The organism is Streptomyces sp. BJ20, assembly GCF_022869105.1.
Lineage (GTDB): Bacteria > Actinomycetota > Actinomycetes > Streptomycetales > Streptomycetaceae > Streptomyces > Streptomyces griseoincarnatus.
Genome location: NZ_CP094918.1, coordinates 3,537,240 through 3,553,257, shown reverse-complemented (window position 1 = coordinate 3,553,257; position 16,018 = coordinate 3,537,240). Strand labels below are relative to the sequence as shown.

Sequence of the window (16,018 nt, the reverse complement as noted above, 5' to 3'; positions counted from 1 at the left end):
CGGCGGTCGGCGGTCGGCGGTCAGCTCTGGTCGAGCAGGGTCAGGAGCTCGTCGTTGTAGAAGTCGTCGATGGAGATCGCGCCCGACAGCGTCGAGAAGTACCGGTCGATCTGCTCCTGGTGGCCGACCAGCTTGCGCAGCATCTCCGTGCGTCCCTCGGGCTTCAGCTCGGCCACGTTGAGCGCGCCCTGGTACTGGCTGAGGGCCTCGTTGTCGAGGTTGCTCTCGTAGCGGCGCAGCGCCCGCCTGAGCACGGCGTCGTCGTGCAGGCCGTCCCCGATGAGGTCGGTGAGCGACTGGGCCTGGACCCACGCCTCGGTGATGCCGCGGGCGGTGATGGAGTCCTTGTGGGTCACCGCGTCGCCGACCAGGACCCAGCCGGGCCCGTAGGCCTTGCGGAAGAAGTTCTCCTGGTGTCCCGTGCCGTACATCTGCTCCGCGCGCTCGCCTCCCTGCATCCGCTCGTACAGGTCGGGAGCCGTGGTGCGGACGGCTTCCAGGTAGGCGGGCTCCACCGCCTTGCGGATTTCGTTGTACTCGCCCTGCGGGAAGTAGGTCATGATGAGCTTGAGGTCGTCGTTGGTGGGGATGGCGGCGACCCAGCGCCCCGGCCGCTCGTACAGCTCGAAGATCGAGGGGACCCCGGCCCAGTAGCTGTAGTAGACACAGGTCGCCCGTGTGTGCTCGACGACCTTCGGCGCCCCCACCTTGCGGGCCACCGTGGACCGCATGCCGTCCGCGCCGACGACGAGCCGCGCCCGGTCCGTCGCCTCGGCCCCGCCGGGCGTCGTGTACCGCACGCCGACGACCCGGTCGTCCTCCCACACCAGGTCGTTGACCGCGCAGCCCTCGCGGAACTCCACGCCGGCGGCCACGGCGCCCTCCGCGAGCAGCGGGTCGAGCACGTATCGCCTCGGAGCGTAGGTGGTCGTCAGGCCGTCGATGGGGAGGGAGAAGCCGTCGATACGGACACCGGGCGCCTCGTAGCTCTCGCGGGTGATCGGCGTGCAGCCGGTGTCCCGGACCTTCTCCAGCAGCCCCCACCGGTTGAGCAGCGCCACGCCCTGCATGTGGAGGTAGTGCGAGGACAGCGTGTCCTGCGGAAATCGCGCTTTCTCCAGCAGCAGGACTCGATATCCCTGCTGCGCGAAAAGCATGGCCGTCGGCGACCCCGCACAACGGGCACCTATGACAATCACGTCGTACATGGCGCACCTCTCTTACCGGGTAGTTTTTGACACAACACGGCTGCAGCCGGAAAAGTAATTGTGATGGTGCGCGCTATCGACACATCGAATGAAATGCACTGTCGAGCACGAACATGATGCTAGCCGGTCGGACGAACGACAGAAACAGAACCGGCGGCGGGATGCCGCAGACCGTCGCGTGCCGTGTATGTCCCGCCGGCGGGACATACACGGCACGCGACGGACGTTACGGGGCCACCGCTTCCAGGGATTCGATGTACGCGGAGATCGATGCCACCGTCGGGTTGAGGAACATCTGGTCCATCGGGACCTCGACGCCCAGCTCCGTGAGGAAGGCGTCCTGAATTTTGAACATGATCACGGACTGGCCGCCCAGAGTGAAGAAGTCATCGTCGGCGGTTATGTCGTCACACTTCAGTTCCCGGCACCAAATGGCGCGCACACTGTCGGCAATCATCATGTGTCCTCTCTGGTTCACCGGCAAGGATCCGTCGGCTGTTGCGCCGTGCCGCTCATCGCGTACTGCTTCTCGAGCGAGTCGGCCAGCGCCGCGCGGTCGACTTTCCCGTGAGGGCTCAGCGGAAGCCGCAGAACGTTCACGAACCTGGCCGGGACCATGCTGCGCGGCAGGGTCTGCAGGAGACGGATGCGCACGTCGTCCTCGGTGAGCTCGTCCCGCGTCGGAACGATGAACGCGGTCAGCTCCGTCTCGCCGGCGGCGGTGGACGCCACCACCACGGCGGCCTCCCGGACCCCGGCCAGGCGGCCGAGCGCGCGCTCGATGTCGGTGGGGTCGATGCGCATGCCCCGCACCTTGACCTGCGCGTCCATCCGGCCGGCGACGACGAGGTCACCGGCCTGGTCGATCCGGCCGCGATCGCCCGTCCGGTACACCCGCACCGGCGCCCCGTCGACCTCGATCGTGGTGAACCTGGCGTTCTCGGGGCCCGAGCCGCCCAGGTAGCCGGCGCCGACGCTCGCGCCGGAGACACAGATCTCGCCGTACTGCCCGGGGCCGACGCCGCGCAGCTCCTCGTCGAGGAGGTGGATGTCGGTGTTGTAGGCCGGCCGGCCCACCGGGGTGATGTCGTGTCCGCCGCGCCAGTACCCGGCGAGGTCGTAGGAGGTGGCGACGTCCGTGCACTCGGCGACGCCGTACTGGTGCAGGAGGGTGCAGGCGTTGCCCTCGCGCCGCGCCCAGGCGGCGAGCCGTTGCGTCTTCAGAGGCTCGCCGCCGAAGAGCACGTAGTCGAGCCGGGTGAGCGCGTCGCCGCCGCGCGCGGTCTCCCAGTCCACGAGCAGGTACAGGGTGCTGGAGGCGCAGTGCACGACGCGTATCTCGTGCTGGGTGAGGATGCGGTAGGCCATCATCGCGTCGAAGTTGCGGGAGGCCATGAAGTACTGGGTGGCCCCGCAGAACAGCGGAGTCATCAGGGCCCGCTGGGAGAGGTCGAACCCGAAGGCGCTGACGACCAGGTTGTGCGAGCCGCTGTGCAGGCCGTACTCGAGCTTCAGCCAGTTCATCAGGTTGAACCAGCCCTCGTGCCGCACCGCGGTCAGCTTCGGCGTCCCGGTCGAACCGGACGTGAAGACCGCGTAGCACACGTCGTCGCCGGTCACATGGACGTCGGGGGCGGTCGCCGGGAGCCGCGCGAGGTGGTCGGTGAGCTGCTCCAGGTCGACGACGTCGACACCCGCCGAGTCGACCATGCCCCGTGTCCCGGGGGAGGCGACGATCAGGGCGAGGGAGGGGACCTGGCCCAGCAGCAGCTGGAGCCGGGCCGCCGGGTAGGCGGGGTCGAACGGCACGTAGGCCGCGCCTGCCTTCAGTGTGCCGAGGATGGCGACGAGCATGTCGGCCGAGTAGTCGAGGCAGACGCCGACCTGCGCTGCGCGGCCGACTCCGCGCGCGGTGAGGAAGTGCGCGAAACGATTCGCCCGCGCGTCCAGCTCGGCGTACGTCACCTGCCGGCCGGCCCGGACGACGGCCACGGCGTCGGGGGTGGCCGCCGCGTTGGCCTCGAACTGCTGGTGGACGACGGGCGCCGGGGGCAGGGCGACCCGCTTTCCCTGAAGGATCATCAACTGGCTCCGATGTGAGAGAAGTCCGGTCGGACGAGTCGCCCGCGCGCTGAGGGAGGGGCAGGACCGGGCGGCACGTGCGGCGCTGCGCGCACGCCCTCAGGCGGTACCGCTCTCGGCGGTGTGGCGGTCGGCGGTCGCGAGCACCTGGGTCACCCATTCGCCGACGGGCAGACCGTGCGCGGCCGCCGCCTTGGAGTAGTGCTCCAGCTGGTCGGCGGAGAGTTCGATGGTGAGCGTGGTGACCTTCCGCCGGCCTCGTCCGGCGGCCGCCGGCTGCGCCGGATCCGACGCGGCCCGCTCCTCGCCGTCGCCGTCCCCGGGGATCGCGGCGGCGTCGCCGCTCTGCGCGGCGAGGCTCGCGCGCAACGCCCTGCGCAGCTCGTTGCGCGACCATTTCTGCTGCTCGGCCTTGCGCAGCCAGTAGTCCTGCTCCGGCGGCGACAGCCGGGCCACCTCCGCGTGGTGGGCGAAGCTGAGACCGTCCCGCCGGCGGTCGTGCTCGAACCTGCGGGCCACCCAGGCGTAGTTGCGCAGGGTCTGGTAGTCGAGGCCGGTGCGCTCGATGGCTTCCTTGTACCGCCGCCAGCCGTAGGTGGCCTCACCGAAGATCAGCCAGTCGGCCAGCCACCACGCCGAGGAGTTCACCAGCTCGCGCAAGTTGGCCCCGATCTGCTCCCAGGACCGCTCCGGCAGGTTCTGCGGGAAGACCATCCCCGACTTCTGCACCTTGGCCTGTGTCCCCACGAAGGACAGGACCACGTCGTGCTGCGCCGTCTCACCGCCGGTGTCCACCGGCCTCGCCTTGTACCTGCTCGCCGTTCTCACAGCCCCCGTCACAACCTTCATCTCCCAACTCAGAGTGTCTTCCTGGGTGTCGGCCGGTCAGTGGGCCGGGCGCCCGGGCGGCATGTACTGCGTGAGCGCCGGCGGGACACAGGTGTGCGGGCCCGCGAAGCCGGGTCGCGTGCGTCGCGGGCCGCGGCGCCTTCCACCGGAATCCATCGGTTCACGCGACCGGGACGGCGCCGTCCCGGTCGGGTCCGCCGGCCCGTCGGCGGGCGGCCGGGGGGACCGGGACGGCGCACGCGGGTTTCCGCCGCGTCGGCTCGACGAGAGCGCGAGCGCGGGTTCAGTCCGCCGCCATGGCCTCCCTCAGGCTCCTGGGGCGCAGGTCCGTCCAGTTCCGCTCGACGTACTCCAGGCACTCGGCCCTGGCCGCCTCGCCGAAGACCACCCGCCAGCCCGCGGGCACCTCGGCGAACACCGGCCACAGGGAGTGCTGGTCCTCGTCGTTGACCACGACGTGGAAGCGGCCGTCCTCGTCATCGAAGGGGTTCGTGCTCAACTGGCACCGTCCTTAACCGTCACGGGTGACTCGGGATGGGAGAACGCCGGCCCACCGGCCCCGGCCTCAGGCCCGGGCCGCCGGTCCTCGGCGTACACACGAAAGATCGGCCGCCCGCGTTCCTGGGACCGGACCGCGGTTGTCGTACGGGCTTGGCTGCCCGCGTCGCCGGTAGCCGACTCGCCGACCACCATAGCCACGGCACCGCTCGGATCCGGTCGAGTTCCGCTCGAGACGGCGGACGCCCGGCCGAGCCCGGACGCGTGGTCGTCCGGGCACGGAGAGTGCCGTTCCCACGTCGTCGGCGCGCCGGACGAGATTCGCTAGAGGGTTCTTACACCGGCGGCGGAGTACGCCTGGTGCCCGCTCCTTTCCGGCCACGGCCGTTCTATGGTGCGGAAAGTGCGCGGCCCGATCCGAGGGGGAGCGATGGACAGCACACCACCTGCCTTGCGCCTGTTCGTCCTGCACCACGCGGGCGGCTCGCACGTGCTGTACCGCCACTGGCCGGCCGGGCTGCCGGACACGTGGGACGTGCGGCTGCTCGACGCCCCGGGGCACGGCTTCCTCCTCGACCAGCCGCAGATCGCGGACGCCGGCCTCCTCGCCGACTTCCTGCTGCGCCACATCGAGCCCGAACTGAACCGGCCCTACGCCTTGTTCGGGCACAGCATGGGCGCCCTGCTGGCGTACGAGATCACCCGGCGGGCCGTCGACCGGGGCCTGCCTTGGCCGGTGTGGGTCGGTGTCTCGGCCCGCCCCGCGCCGCAGCTGGTGGTACCGGGGCGGCGGTACCACGCGCTGCCCGGCGGCGAGCTGCGGGACCGGCTGAAGGACCTCGGGGGCACGCCCGACAGCGTCTTCGACGACCCCGGGCTGTGGGACCTGTTCGAGCCGGTCATCCGGGGCGACCTGCGTCTGGTGGAGACCTGGCGCCACACCGCCGGCGCCGGCCCGCTGCCCGTGGCACTGTCCGCCTACGCGGGCGCCGAGGACCGCCACGCCTCGCCGGCGCGGATGGCCGGCTGGGACGAGCACAGCGAGCACTTCCTGGGCCTGCGGTCCTTCGACGGCGGTCACTTCTACTTCCAGGACGATCCGCGGCCGCTGCTGCGCAGGATCGAACAGGACGCGACCACGGCGCTCGACGCGGTGACCGTGACGCGCTCTTCCTGAACGACCCCGCACGGCGCCGGCCCACGGCACGCACGTACGGCATCCACCACCTACGAACGAATCTTCTGAAACGGGGAATCACGATGCGGACCACGACGACACGGAAGAGACCGGCGACCGGCCTGGTCGCGCTGGTGGCGGCCGCCCTCACCGCCACCGTCCTCACGCACCCGGCCCACGCGGCCGGGGACACCGCCGGCGCGCCGGCCGCTCACCGGGCGACGCAGCGCGCGATCGACGCGGCCGTCGCGGCCGGTGTCCCCGGCGTCACCGCCGAGGCACGGGACGCGGACGGGGTCTGGAAGTCGGCGTCGGGCGTGGCCGACCTGACGACGGGCGCTCCGCGCGGAGTGAAGGACCGCTTCCGGGTCGGCAGCATCACCAACACGTTCGTGGCGGTCGTCCTGCTCCAGATGGAGGCCGAGCGCAAGCTCAGCCTCGACGACACCGTGGAGCATCACCTGCCCGGCCTGGTGACGGGCAACGGCAACGACGGCCGCCGGATCACCGTACGGCAGCTCCTCAACCACACCAGCGGTCTGCCCGACTACCTCGCCGACCCGCGTTACGGCGAGACGTACGTGCTGGGTGACGGCTACCTCCAGCACCGGTACGACACCCTGACGCCCGAGACACGCCTGCGGGTTGCGTTCTCCCACCCGCCGCTGTTCGAACCCGGTGCCAGGCACGCGTTCTCCCATACCAACGACATTCTGGCCGCGCTGATCGTCGAGAAGGCCGGCGGCCGGCCGTACGAGAACGAGGTACGCGACCGCATCGTCGAGCCGCTGCGGCTGGGCGCGACGTCCCACCCCGGCACGAGTGCCGGCCTGCCCCGGCCGAGCGGCCGTGACTACGGCAAGCTCTTCCTCTCGCAGCCGGAGCGGATACTCGACGTCACCGAGGTGAACGGGTCGCAGGGCTGGGGCGACGGCGACATCATCTCCAGCGCGAGGGACCTGAATCGGTTCTACGGGGCCCTGCTGCGGGGGAAGCTGCTGCCGCCACGGCAGCTGGAGAAGATGAAGTCGACCGTGGCCAACCCCGATGCCCCCGGCTCGTCCTACGGGCTCGGCATCGAACGGCTCACGCTGGGCTGCGGCACCACCCTCTGGTACCACGACGGAGGAACGCTGGGGTCGCTCTCCATGGTCGCCATGACCGCCGACGGCCGGCACCGGCTCGCGTTCAACTACAACGGCAGCTGGGGAGGAGAGACCCTCCTGCCCATCCTGGACGCCGAGTTCTGCGAGGCACCCGCCCGCTCGCACTGAGGCGGCGGGCCGCGAGGACCGACGAAACGCGTCCGTCGACGGGGAGAGACTCATGACAGTGCGAGCGGCCGTGGCCGGAGCGAGCGGCTACGCGGGGGGCGAACTCCTGCGTCTGCTCCTGGCCCACCCCGAAGCAGAGATCGGTGCCCTGACCGGGCACTCCAGCGCGGGACAGCGGCTGGGCGCGCTGCAACCGCACCTGGCGCCGCTGGCCGGGCGGGAGGTGCTGCCCACCACCGCGGACGCCCTCGCGGGGCACGACGTCGTCTTCCTCGCCCTGCCGCACGGGCAGTCCGCCGCGGTGGCGGAGCAGCTGGGCGAGGAGATGCTGGTCGTCGACTGCGGCGCGGACTTCCGCCTCGCGGACGCGGCCGACTGGGAGGCGTTCTACGGCTCCCCGCACGCGGGGACCTGGCCCTACGGCCTGCCCGAGCTGCCCGGCGCCCGCGCCGCCCTGGCGGGCACCCGGCGCATCGCGGTGCCGGGCTGCTACCCGACCGCGGCGCTGCTGGCCCTCTTCCCCGCGTACGCGGCGGGGCTGGCGCAACCCGAGGCGGTGGTCGTCGCGGCGTCGGGCACGTCCGGCGCCGGCAAGGCGGCCCGGGCGGACCTGCTGGGCAGCGAGGTCATGGGCTCGATGCGGCCCTACGGCGTGGGCGGCGGCCACCGGCACACGCCCGAGATGAAGCAGCACCTCGCCGCCGCGGCGGGCCACCCGGTCACCGTCTCCTTCACCCCCACCCTGGCCCCGATGCCGCGCGGCATCCTCGCCACCTGCTCGGCCGCCGCGCGGCCCGGGGTGGGCGCGGCGGACGTACGGGCCGCGTACGAGAAGGCGTACGGCGACGAGCCGTTCGTGCGGCTGCTGCCCGAGGGGCGGTGGCCCGCCACCGGAGCCGTCTACGGGTCGAACTGCGGGCAGGTCCAGGTGGTCCTCGACCCGGAGGCCGGCCGGATCGTCGCGATCAGCGCCGTCGACAACCTCACCAAGGGCACCGCGGGCGGCGCCGTGCAGAGCATGAACGTCGCCCTCGGCCTGCCCGAGTCACTGGGGCTTTCCACGATCGGAGTCGCACCGTGAGCGTCACCGCAGCACGAGGCTTCAGGGCGGCGGGCATCGCCGCGGGAATCAAGCAGAACGGCAGCCCGGACCTGGCGCTCGTCGTGAACGACGGGCCGGGCGATGCCGCGGCGGGCGTCTTCACCGCCAACCGCGTGCAGGCCGCCCCCGTCCAGTGGTCCCGGCGGATCCTCGCGGACGGCACGGCCCGCGCGGTCGTGCTCAACTCCGGCGGCGCCAACGCCTGCACCGGACCGCAAGGCCTGGCCGACACCCGCGCCACCGCCGAGAAGGCAGCCGGGCGGCTCGGCCTGGACCCCGGGCAGGTCGCGGTCTGCTCCACCGGGCTCATCGGGGTGTTGCTGCCCATGGACCGGTTGCTGCCCGGCGTCGACGCCGCCGCCGGACGGCTGTCGCAGGACGGCGGCGAGGACGCCGCGCGCGCCGTCATGACCACCGACACCGTGCACAAGACGGCCGCCGTGTCCCAGGACGGCTGGACGGTCGGCGGCATGGCCAAGGGCGCCGGGATGCTCGCGCCGGGCCTGGCCACGATGCTCGTCGTCCTCACCACCGACGCCGACGTCGACGCCCGGGCGCTGGAGGGCGCCCTGCGCGCCGCCACCCGGGTCACCTTCGACCGGGTCGACTCCGACGGCTGCATGTCCACCAACGACACCGTGCTGCTGCTCGCCTCCGGTGCCGCCGGTGTCACCCCTGCCTACGCCGAGTTCGCCGAGGCCGTCCGCGCCGTCTGCGCCGATCTGGCCCGGCAGCTCGTCTCGGACGCCGAGGGCGCCTCCAAGGAGATCCGCGTCGAGGTCGTGGGCGCCGCGAGCGAGGACGACGCCGTCGAGGTGGGCCGCTCGGTGGCCCGCAACAACCTCCTCAAGTGCGCCGTCCACGGCGAGGACCCCAACTGGGGCCGGGTGCTGTCCGCCGTCGGCACCACCTCCGCCGCGTTCGCGCCCGACCGGCTGAGCGTCGCCGTCAACGACGTGTGGGTGTGCAAGGACGGCTCGGTGGGCGAGGACCGCGCGCTGGTCGACATGACCGGCCGCGAGGTCCGGATCACCGTGGACCTCGCCGAAGGCGCGGACCACGCCGTCGTCTGGACCAACGACCTGACCGCCGACTACGTCCACGAGAACAGCGAGTATTCCTCATGAGTGCTTCACCGTCTCCTCGGCCGCTCCCCCACTCCCCCGGCCGCGACGGCTCGGCCGGGCACGCGGCCGGGCCCGAGGCGCGCGCCCTCGTCGCGGCGCTGCCGTGGGTGGCGCGCCACCACGGCCAGACCGTCGTCATCAAGTTCGGCGGGCACGCCATGGTCGACGACGACCTCAAGGCCGCCTTCGCCATGGACATCCTCTATCTGCGGCACGCGGGCCTGAACCCGGTCGTGGTGCACGGCGGCGGCCCGCAGATCAGCGCGCAGCTCGGACGGCTGGGCCTGGAGTCCCGGTTCGAGAGCGGGCTGAGGGTCACCACGGACGAGGCCATGGAGGTCGTCCGCATGGTCCTGGCCGGGCAGGTGCAGCGCGAACTGGTGGGGCTGCTCAACGCGCACGGCCCGCACGCGGTGGGCCTCACGGGTGAGGACGCCCGCCTGATGACCGCCGTCAAGCACTACGCCGACAAGGACGGCACACCCGTCGACATCGGCCGCGTCGGCGAGATCGCCCACGTCGACGCCGGGATCGTGCAGGGCCTCATCGACAACGGGCGCATCCCCGTCGTCTCCCCCATCGCCCGGCCCGAGGACGACAAGGACGCCGCCGAGGGCGGTGTGTTCAACGTCAACGCCGACACCGCGGCCGCGGCCCTCGCCGTCGCGCTCGGCGCGCAGACGCTGCTGATCCTGACCGACGTCGAGGGCCTGTACCGGAACTGGCCGGACAGCGACGAGGTGATCCCCCGCCTGACCGCCGGCGAACTGACCGGTCTGCTGCCTCGGTTGTCGTCCGGGATGATCCCGAAGATGGAGAGCTGCCTGCACGCCGTGAACAACGGCGTGCGCTCCGCCCGCGTCATCGACGGCCGGGTCCGCAACTCCATCCTGCTGCAGATGTTCACCGACGACGGGGCGGGCACGGTGGTCGTGCCGGACGACGAGAGCGACGTCCGGGAGACGACGGCATGAGCGGCGGCGCGGACCTCGCCGGCCCGGGTGCGGGCAACGCGGCGCTGGCCCGGCGCTGGCAGGGCGCCATGATGGACAACTTCGGCACGCCGCGGCTGCCCCTGGTGCGGGGCCGGGGCACCCGGGTCTGGGACGCGGAGGGCAACGAGTACCTCGACTTCGTCGGCGGCATCGCGGTCAACTCGCTCGGCCACGCCCACCCCGCGCTCGTGCGGGCCGTCTGCGAGCAGGTCGCCTCGCTCGGCCATGTGTCGAACCTGTTCATGGCCGAGCCGACCGTGCGGCTCGCCGAGCGCCTGCTGCGGCTCGCCGGGCGTCCGGGCGGCCGGGTCTACTTCTCCAACTCCGGGGCCGAGGCCAACGAGGCGGCGTTCAAGATCGGCCGCCTCACCGGCCGTACGCACATGGTGTCGGCGTCCGGCGGATTCCACGGCCGCACGATGGGCGCTCTGGCCCTCACCGGCCAGAGCGCCAAGCAGCTGCCCTTCCGGCCGCTGCCGGGTGACGTCACCCATGTGCCGTACGGGGACGTCGAGGCCCTGCGCGATGCCGTCACCTCCGGCACCGCGCTGCTGGTGCTGGAGCCCGTGCAGGGGGAGAACGGCGTGGTCGTGCCGCCGCCGGGCTATCTGCGGGCCGCCCGCGAGATCACCGAGGCGACCGGTGCCCTTCTGGTGCTGGACGAGATCCAGACCGGCATCGGGCGCACGGGCCGCTGGTTCGCGGCCGAGTCCGAGGGCGTCGAGGCGGACGTCGTGACCCTCGCCAAGGGTTTGGGCGGGGGTCTGCCCATCGGGGCGACGCTCGCCTTCGGCCGGGCCGCCCAGCTGCTCACGCCCGGCGCGCACGGCTCCACCTTCGGCGGGAACCCGGTGGTGTGCGCGGCCGCCCTCGCCGTACTGGACACCATCGAGCGGGCGGGACTGCTCGACCACGTGGCACGGGCGGGGCAGCGGTTGCGGCACGGCCTGGAGCACCCGCGCCACCCGCTGGTGCGCGAAGTGCGCGGCGCCGGGCTGCTGCTGGGCGTCGTGCTCGACGGGAACGCGGCGGCGCGCGTGCAGCGGGCGGCCGAGGACCGGGGTCTCCTGGTGAACGCGGTGATGCCGGACGTCGTCCGGCTCGCCCCGCCGCTGATCGTGTCGGACCGCGAGGTGGACACGTTCCTGGGCCGCTTCCGGGCGGCCCTGGGCGAGGTCCTCGACGAGACGCCGGCGGCGGCCTGAGCCGGTCGCGGGCCAGGGGTGCCGTTCGGAGGCCGGCTTTCGGGTCACGGCGCCTGTGGCCGGCCCGAGCCGGGGGCGATGGGGGCCCCTCCCGCGCGAGCGCAGCCGAGCGTGGGGAGTGTGCGGCTGCGAGGCGGGAGACGAGACCGCGGCAGACGGCGTGCCGGCCCCCGCGACCCCGGCATGATCCCAACGACACCCCTGGAGGCCCCACGATGAAGCGCTCTTTACCTGGAGGCATGATGACGCGTCAGGCCGGCCGGACCGCGGGGCCGCCCGGCGTCCCGCCGAACGCCCGCCCCCCGGCCCTCGGGGGCCAGGTGCTGACGACGAGGGTGGGCCTGCGGATGCCGGCCCGGATGGCGTACGACGAGTGGGAGCGGGCCGGGCACCAGCTCGCCGGCGTCCTCGACTCGTCCTCATGGTGGCTGGGCGACTGGCTCGTCTACGGCAAGGACCACTACACCGACCGCTACCAGCGCGGGATCCGCGCAGCCGGCCTCTCCTACCAGACGCTGCGCAACTACGCGTGGGTCGCCCGGCGCTTCGACCTCGCCCGGCGCCGTCCGGCCCTGAGCTTCCAGCACCACGCGGAACTGGCCTCCGTGCGGACCGAGGATCAGGACCGCTGGCTCGACCGCGCCGAGGAGGCGCGGTGGACCACCAAGCAGTTGCGCGCCGCCCTGCGCGCCTCCCGCCAGGACCGGCGCCGGCCGCGCACCCCCGCCGAGCCGAGCGGCCGCCTGGAGGTGCCCGGCAGCCGGCTGCGACGGTGGCACGAGGCGGCGGAGCAGCTGGGCGTCGACTTCGAGACGTGGGTGACGGCGACGCTGGACAGCGCGGCCGCGAGCGCCCTGGAGGACGCTCGAGACCCCGGCCGGCCGGTGGCCGTCACCGCGTGAGCCCCGGCACGGGGACCGTTGGCGCCGGGGCCCGCGGGGCGGGTCACGGCAGGCGGCTCATCAGCCCGGCGGTCTCGCGCTTGTACCGGCACGCGCTCTGCTCGAACGACTCCCGTACCCGCTCGCGCACCTCGGCCGGCTGTTCCTGGCTGAGTTTGAACATGCCCTCGGCCCGGGTCACCGTGAGCCGGAACGCGCCCACGGCGGGAAGGATCTTGCGGAAGTAGCCGAGCGACTCGGTCATGTCCCAGCCGTCGCCGAACTCCCCCTCGTAGGCGCGCACGGTGGCCTTCACCACGTCCAGCGTCTCCTCCGTGGAGTCGATCTTCTCCACCACGCCCCGGGCGTGCACCGCCGTGAAGTTCCAGGTGGGGGCGGCGGGGGTCGTCCCGTACGCCGTGGGCGACACGTAGGAGTGCGGCCCGGTGAACGTCAGCAGCAGGATGCCGCCCGTCTGGAGGGCCGGCCAGTGCGGGTTGGCCCGGTTCATGTGCCCGAGCAGCGTGGCCCCCGCCAGCTCGCCGGGCAGGTCGCCGTACCTTGCGGGGTCGAATATGACCGGCAGATGCGTGGCGAAAGGACCGTCCTCGGGGCAGCCGTTGGACACGGCGAGCGCCAATGGATTACCACGGACCAGATCCACCATCCATGAAGCGTCCGGTTCGCGATAGAAGCTGGGCACGAACATCCGGGTTCACCCTCTCGGCAATTGACTCAAGGCACGGATCAGGCTCAGAGTGTGACTGACCGCATTACTCCGGACGCTTACTCCGTCGGCCGTGTCACGCGGAGTTGCCGGGAATCTTCGCCGACCATACCGGTGTCCTGTCGACAGGACAACGTTTTCGAATATCGCGCACCTCGAGAAGCTCTCGAATGGCCTTCATGCCGTCTTCAAGTTGCCTTTGAGATGCTCCTCGTGCTCCTCGGAGCAACAGTACGGAACGGTCTCTCGGGCCACCGGCCGAGTTTTCCAGACGTAAGCGGGAGAATTTTCCATGGGCATAACGGGCAGGCGCCACCAGGAGATCTACGACGTGATCGGTATCGGGTTCGGCCCGTCCAACATGTCGCTCGCGATCGCTTTGGAGGAGCACGAGGCGAGCGCTCCGCAGCAGCCGCTCAGGTATCACTTCTTCGAGCGGCAGCCCACCTTCGGCTGGCACCGGAACATGCTGCTGCCGTCGACGACCATGCAGATCTCGTTCCTCAAGGACCTGGCGACCTTCAGGAACCCGCTGTCCCGGTTCAGCTTCATCTCCTTCCTGCACTCCTCGAACCGGCTGGTGCAGTTCGTGAACAACCAGGACTTCTTCCCGACCCGGCAGGAGTTCCACCAGTACCTGGAGTGGGCGGCCGCCGGTCTGAGCGACCGGGTCACCTACGGCACCGAGGTCGTCTCGATCCGCCCGGGCACCGAGGGCGGGGCCCTCACGCCCGACCTGCTGGAGATCGAGGTGCGCGACGGCGACGGCACCACCAGCGTGGTCATCACCCGCAACGTGGTCATCTCCACGGGTCTGGTGCCGCGCCTGCCGGAGGGCGTGACGGCCGGCGAACGGGTGTGGCACAGCTCGCAGTTCCTCAGCGAGTTCCACGCGCGCGACCCGCGGGAGCTCAAGCGCGTGGCGGTGGTCGGCGCCGGCCAGAGCGCGGCGGAGATCACCCGGTTCTTCTACGACTCGCTGCCGCACGCCGAGGTCTCCGCGGTCATCCCGTCCTACGGCTACTCCGTTGCCGACGACACCCCCTTCGCCAACCAGGTCTTCGACCCCGGCGCGGTCGACGAGTACTACTACGGCACCGACCGGGCCCGGGACGCGTTCTGGCGCTACCACCGCAATACCAACTACTCGGTGGTCGACACCGACGTCATCCGGGCGCTGTACCAGCGGTCGTACGACGAGCAGGTGCGCGGCGCCCAGCGGCTGCACTTCCGCAACCTCACCCGGGTCGTCGAGGTCGGGAGCACCGGCGAGGGCACGCGGGTGGTGCTGCGTTCGCTGCTCGACGACCGGACGGAGGACCTGGCCGTGGACGCGCTGGTGTTCGCCACCGGCTACGACGGGGTGGACCCGGCCCGCCTGCTCGGCGACGGCTTCGACGCCCACTTCGAGCGCGACGCGGCAGGCCGGCACCGGGTGGAACGCGACTACCGCCTCGTCTCCTCGTCGGGACTGACCTGCGGTGTCTACCTCCAGGGCGGCACCGAGCACAGCCACGGACTGACGTCGTCCCTGCTGTCGAACATGGCGGTACGCAGCGGCGAGATCGCCGACTCGATCGTGCTGGGGCGCACCGGGCGGGAGCTTGACCGTACCCACTCGGTGGAGGAGGCGTCCTCGGCCGCCTGAGGCCGTCGGGCGCCCGCCGCACGTGCGCGGGGCGAGTCGCCCTGGGGTGTATCGCCTCGGGGCGCCGTGTCAGGCCGCCTCGCCGAGTCCGTGCTCGTCCCGCCGCACCAACGTCTCCTGCCGCTCCCGCAGTTCCCGCTGCTGCCTCTGCGCCCGCTCGTGCCGCTCCCGCTGGACGGCGTACACGGCGACGAAGGCGGCGAGTCCTCGCGGCGCACCGTCCGGTCCCAGGGCCGTGACCGGCACGCTCCGCCCGAAGTCCCGCGACAGGGTGCGGTGGGCCGACAGCGCGGCGGCCACCAGTTCGCCCCGGGAGCGGTGTGCGGCATCGGTGTCTTCGCGGGTCGTCGCGAGCGCCTCGGACCAGGCGCGGGAGGCGGTCGTGCCGTCGTCGGGCGCGTGCGGTACCGGGATCGGACGTGGCTGCGGCATGGCTGTCTCCTGTGCGTCTTGAGGCTCACGGTCGAGGGGTCAGGCCAGGTCGTCGCGGGTCACCCGGCGGTGCGCGGTGCGCCACTCGTCCCCGGTGCGGACCAGGACGTCCTCCATGACGCACACGCGCAGGCCCTTGGGGCTTTCCCCGCCCGGTGTGACGTACACCAGGGCCGAGCAGCGGGTGTGCAGCGTTCCGTCGGGCTGGGGCCGCACGTCGAGCATGCCGACCCAGTGGTCGAGGCGGCCGCCGGCCCGCCGCTGCCGGTCCGCGCCGGCCCGTACGTAGCGGGCGAGCCCGTCGAGGGCGCGCACCGGCTCGGGGAGGGTGGGCAGTTCGAGGACGGCGTCCTCGGTGAAGGTGAGCGCCCAGCGCTCGGCGTCGTGCGCGTCCAGGATCCGCATCTGGTGCGCGTAGAAGTCCTGCACCTGCGCGTACAGCGCGGCGAACGTCCCGGTCGGGAGCGTGCGTTCGGCGGTGTCCACCAGCTCGACGGTCATGATCTCGGCCTCCGCTTCCGTCCGTGTCCCCGGAGGGGGCGCCGGGGGTGTCCCGGCGTCCCCTCCGAGGCAGCCGCACTCGGTACGGACAGTTTCTGAGGCTCGGATCGAGCATCCGTCAAATACTCCTCAAGGCTCCCGCCGAGGGCGGACGCCGGGTCACCCCAGGCAAGCGGAGGCACCTCCTCCGCTGCACGCTCACGCTCTTCCCGCCTGCGGTTCCACCGCCCTTCGACCGTTGCGAGACATCACCTCAAGACGGTGTCGCCAGGCTTCAGGCAACGTTTTGCCAAGCCGGGCCGGCCCGGGCCC

Annotated in this window: 16 protein-coding genes; 8 read left to right on the top strand and 8 right to left on the bottom strand. The window is 72.0% G+C overall.

Going from position 1 to position 16,018, the window contains the following annotated elements:
- Positions 1 to 20: 20 nt before the first annotated feature.
- From MTR79_RS16165 to MTR79_RS16145, 5 genes are all read right to left on the bottom strand, one after another.
- Entirely contained in the window at positions 21 to 1,208 is a 1,188-nt protein-coding gene (locus tag MTR79_RS16165) for an NAD(P)/FAD-dependent oxidoreductase (RefSeq protein ID WP_244790857.1), read from the bottom strand.
- 226 nt (positions 1,209 to 1,434) lie between these two features.
- Positions 1,435 to 1,668 (bottom strand): phosphopantetheine-binding protein, encoded by a 234-nt coding sequence (locus tag MTR79_RS16160; protein ID WP_244790854.1) that lies wholly within the window; start codon positions 1,666 to 1,668, stop codon positions 1,435 to 1,437.
- Between the two features lie 14 nt (positions 1,669 to 1,682).
- A complete protein-coding gene (locus MTR79_RS16155; RefSeq protein ID WP_244790852.1) occupies positions 1,683 to 3,290 on the bottom strand; it encodes an amino acid adenylation domain-containing protein in 1,608 nt (535 codons plus the stop codon).
- A gap of 99 nt (positions 3,291 to 3,389) precedes the next feature.
- Positions 3,390 to 4,085, bottom strand: coding sequence for an LmbU family transcriptional regulator (locus MTR79_RS16150; protein ID WP_244790850.1), 696 nt, complete (start codon positions 4,083 to 4,085; stop codon positions 3,390 to 3,392).
- Positions 4,086 to 4,422: 337 nt separating this feature from the next.
- Entirely contained in the window at positions 4,423 to 4,638 is a 216-nt protein-coding gene (locus tag MTR79_RS16145) for an MbtH family protein (protein WP_048460347.1), read from the bottom strand.
- A 429-nt stretch (positions 4,639 to 5,067) separates the two neighbouring features.
- On the opposite strand from MTR79_RS16145, the gene MTR79_RS16140 reads away from it, so the two are divergent.
- The 7 genes from MTR79_RS16140 (at position 5,068) to MTR79_RS16110 (ending at position 12,419) form a co-directional block, all read left to right on the top strand.
- Entirely contained in the window at positions 5,068 to 5,814 is a 747-nt protein-coding gene (locus MTR79_RS16140) for a thioesterase domain-containing protein (protein ID WP_244790848.1), read from the top strand.
- Positions 5,815 to 5,897: 83 nt separating this feature from the next.
- Complete coding sequence (locus MTR79_RS16135) at positions 5,898 to 7,088, top strand: serine hydrolase domain-containing protein (RefSeq protein ID WP_189366384.1); 1,191 nt, start codon at positions 5,898 to 5,900, stop codon at positions 7,086 to 7,088.
- A 52-nt stretch (positions 7,089 to 7,140) separates the two neighbouring features.
- Positions 7,141 to 8,169: an N-acetyl-gamma-glutamyl-phosphate reductase gene (argC, locus tag MTR79_RS16130; RefSeq protein ID WP_244790846.1), complete on the top strand. Its 1,029-nt coding sequence runs from the start codon at positions 7,141 to 7,143 to the stop codon at positions 8,167 to 8,169.
- Positions 8,166 to 9,317, top strand: a complete 1,152-nt coding sequence (argJ, locus tag MTR79_RS16125) for a bifunctional glutamate N-acetyltransferase/amino-acid acetyltransferase ArgJ (protein WP_189366385.1) — start codon at positions 8,166 to 8,168, stop codon at positions 9,315 to 9,317. Before argC ends, argJ begins: the two co-directional genes overlap by 4 nt.
- Positions 9,314 to 10,291 carry an acetylglutamate kinase gene (gene argB / locus MTR79_RS16120; RefSeq protein ID WP_189366386.1) on the top strand — a complete coding sequence of 326 codons (978 nt, stop codon included), beginning with the start codon at positions 9,314 to 9,316 and terminating at the stop codon, positions 10,289 to 10,291. The genes argJ and argB overlap by 4 nt, the downstream gene beginning before the upstream one ends.
- A complete protein-coding gene (locus MTR79_RS16115) occupies positions 10,288 to 11,517 on the top strand; it encodes an acetylornithine transaminase (RefSeq protein ID WP_189366387.1) in 1,230 nt (409 codons plus the stop codon). Before argB ends, MTR79_RS16115 begins: the two co-directional genes overlap by 4 nt.
- Before the next feature lie 239 nt (positions 11,518 to 11,756).
- Positions 11,757 to 12,419: an LmbU family transcriptional regulator gene (locus MTR79_RS16110; RefSeq protein ID WP_244790844.1), complete on the top strand. Its 663-nt coding sequence runs from the start codon at positions 11,757 to 11,759 to the stop codon at positions 12,417 to 12,419.
- Positions 12,420 to 12,462: 43 nt separating this feature from the next.
- On the opposite strand, the gene MTR79_RS16105 is transcribed toward MTR79_RS16110, so the two are convergent.
- Positions 12,463 to 13,107: an FMN-binding negative transcriptional regulator gene (locus MTR79_RS16105; RefSeq protein ID WP_189366389.1), complete on the bottom strand. Its 645-nt coding sequence runs from the start codon at positions 13,105 to 13,107 to the stop codon at positions 12,463 to 12,465.
- A gap of 310 nt (positions 13,108 to 13,417) precedes the next feature.
- Between MTR79_RS16105 and MTR79_RS16100 the strand changes: the two genes are divergently transcribed.
- Positions 13,418 to 14,773, top strand: coding sequence for a lysine N(6)-hydroxylase/L-ornithine N(5)-oxygenase family protein (locus tag MTR79_RS16100; RefSeq protein ID WP_244790840.1), 1,356 nt, complete (start codon positions 13,418 to 13,420; stop codon positions 14,771 to 14,773).
- A 69-nt stretch (positions 14,774 to 14,842) separates the two neighbouring features.
- Here the strand turns inward: MTR79_RS16100 and MTR79_RS16095 are convergent, their stop codons facing one another.
- Both MTR79_RS16095 and MTR79_RS16090 read right to left on the bottom strand, forming a co-directional pair.
- On the bottom strand, positions 14,843 to 15,205 hold the full coding sequence (locus MTR79_RS16095) for a hypothetical protein (protein WP_244790838.1): 363 nt from the start codon (positions 15,203 to 15,205) through the stop codon (positions 14,843 to 14,845).
- A gap of 39 nt (positions 15,206 to 15,244) precedes the next feature.
- Positions 15,245 to 15,706, bottom strand: a complete 462-nt coding sequence (locus MTR79_RS16090) for a nuclear transport factor 2 family protein (protein WP_114872571.1) — start codon at positions 15,704 to 15,706, stop codon at positions 15,245 to 15,247.
- Positions 15,707 to 16,018 lie beyond the last annotated feature (312 nt).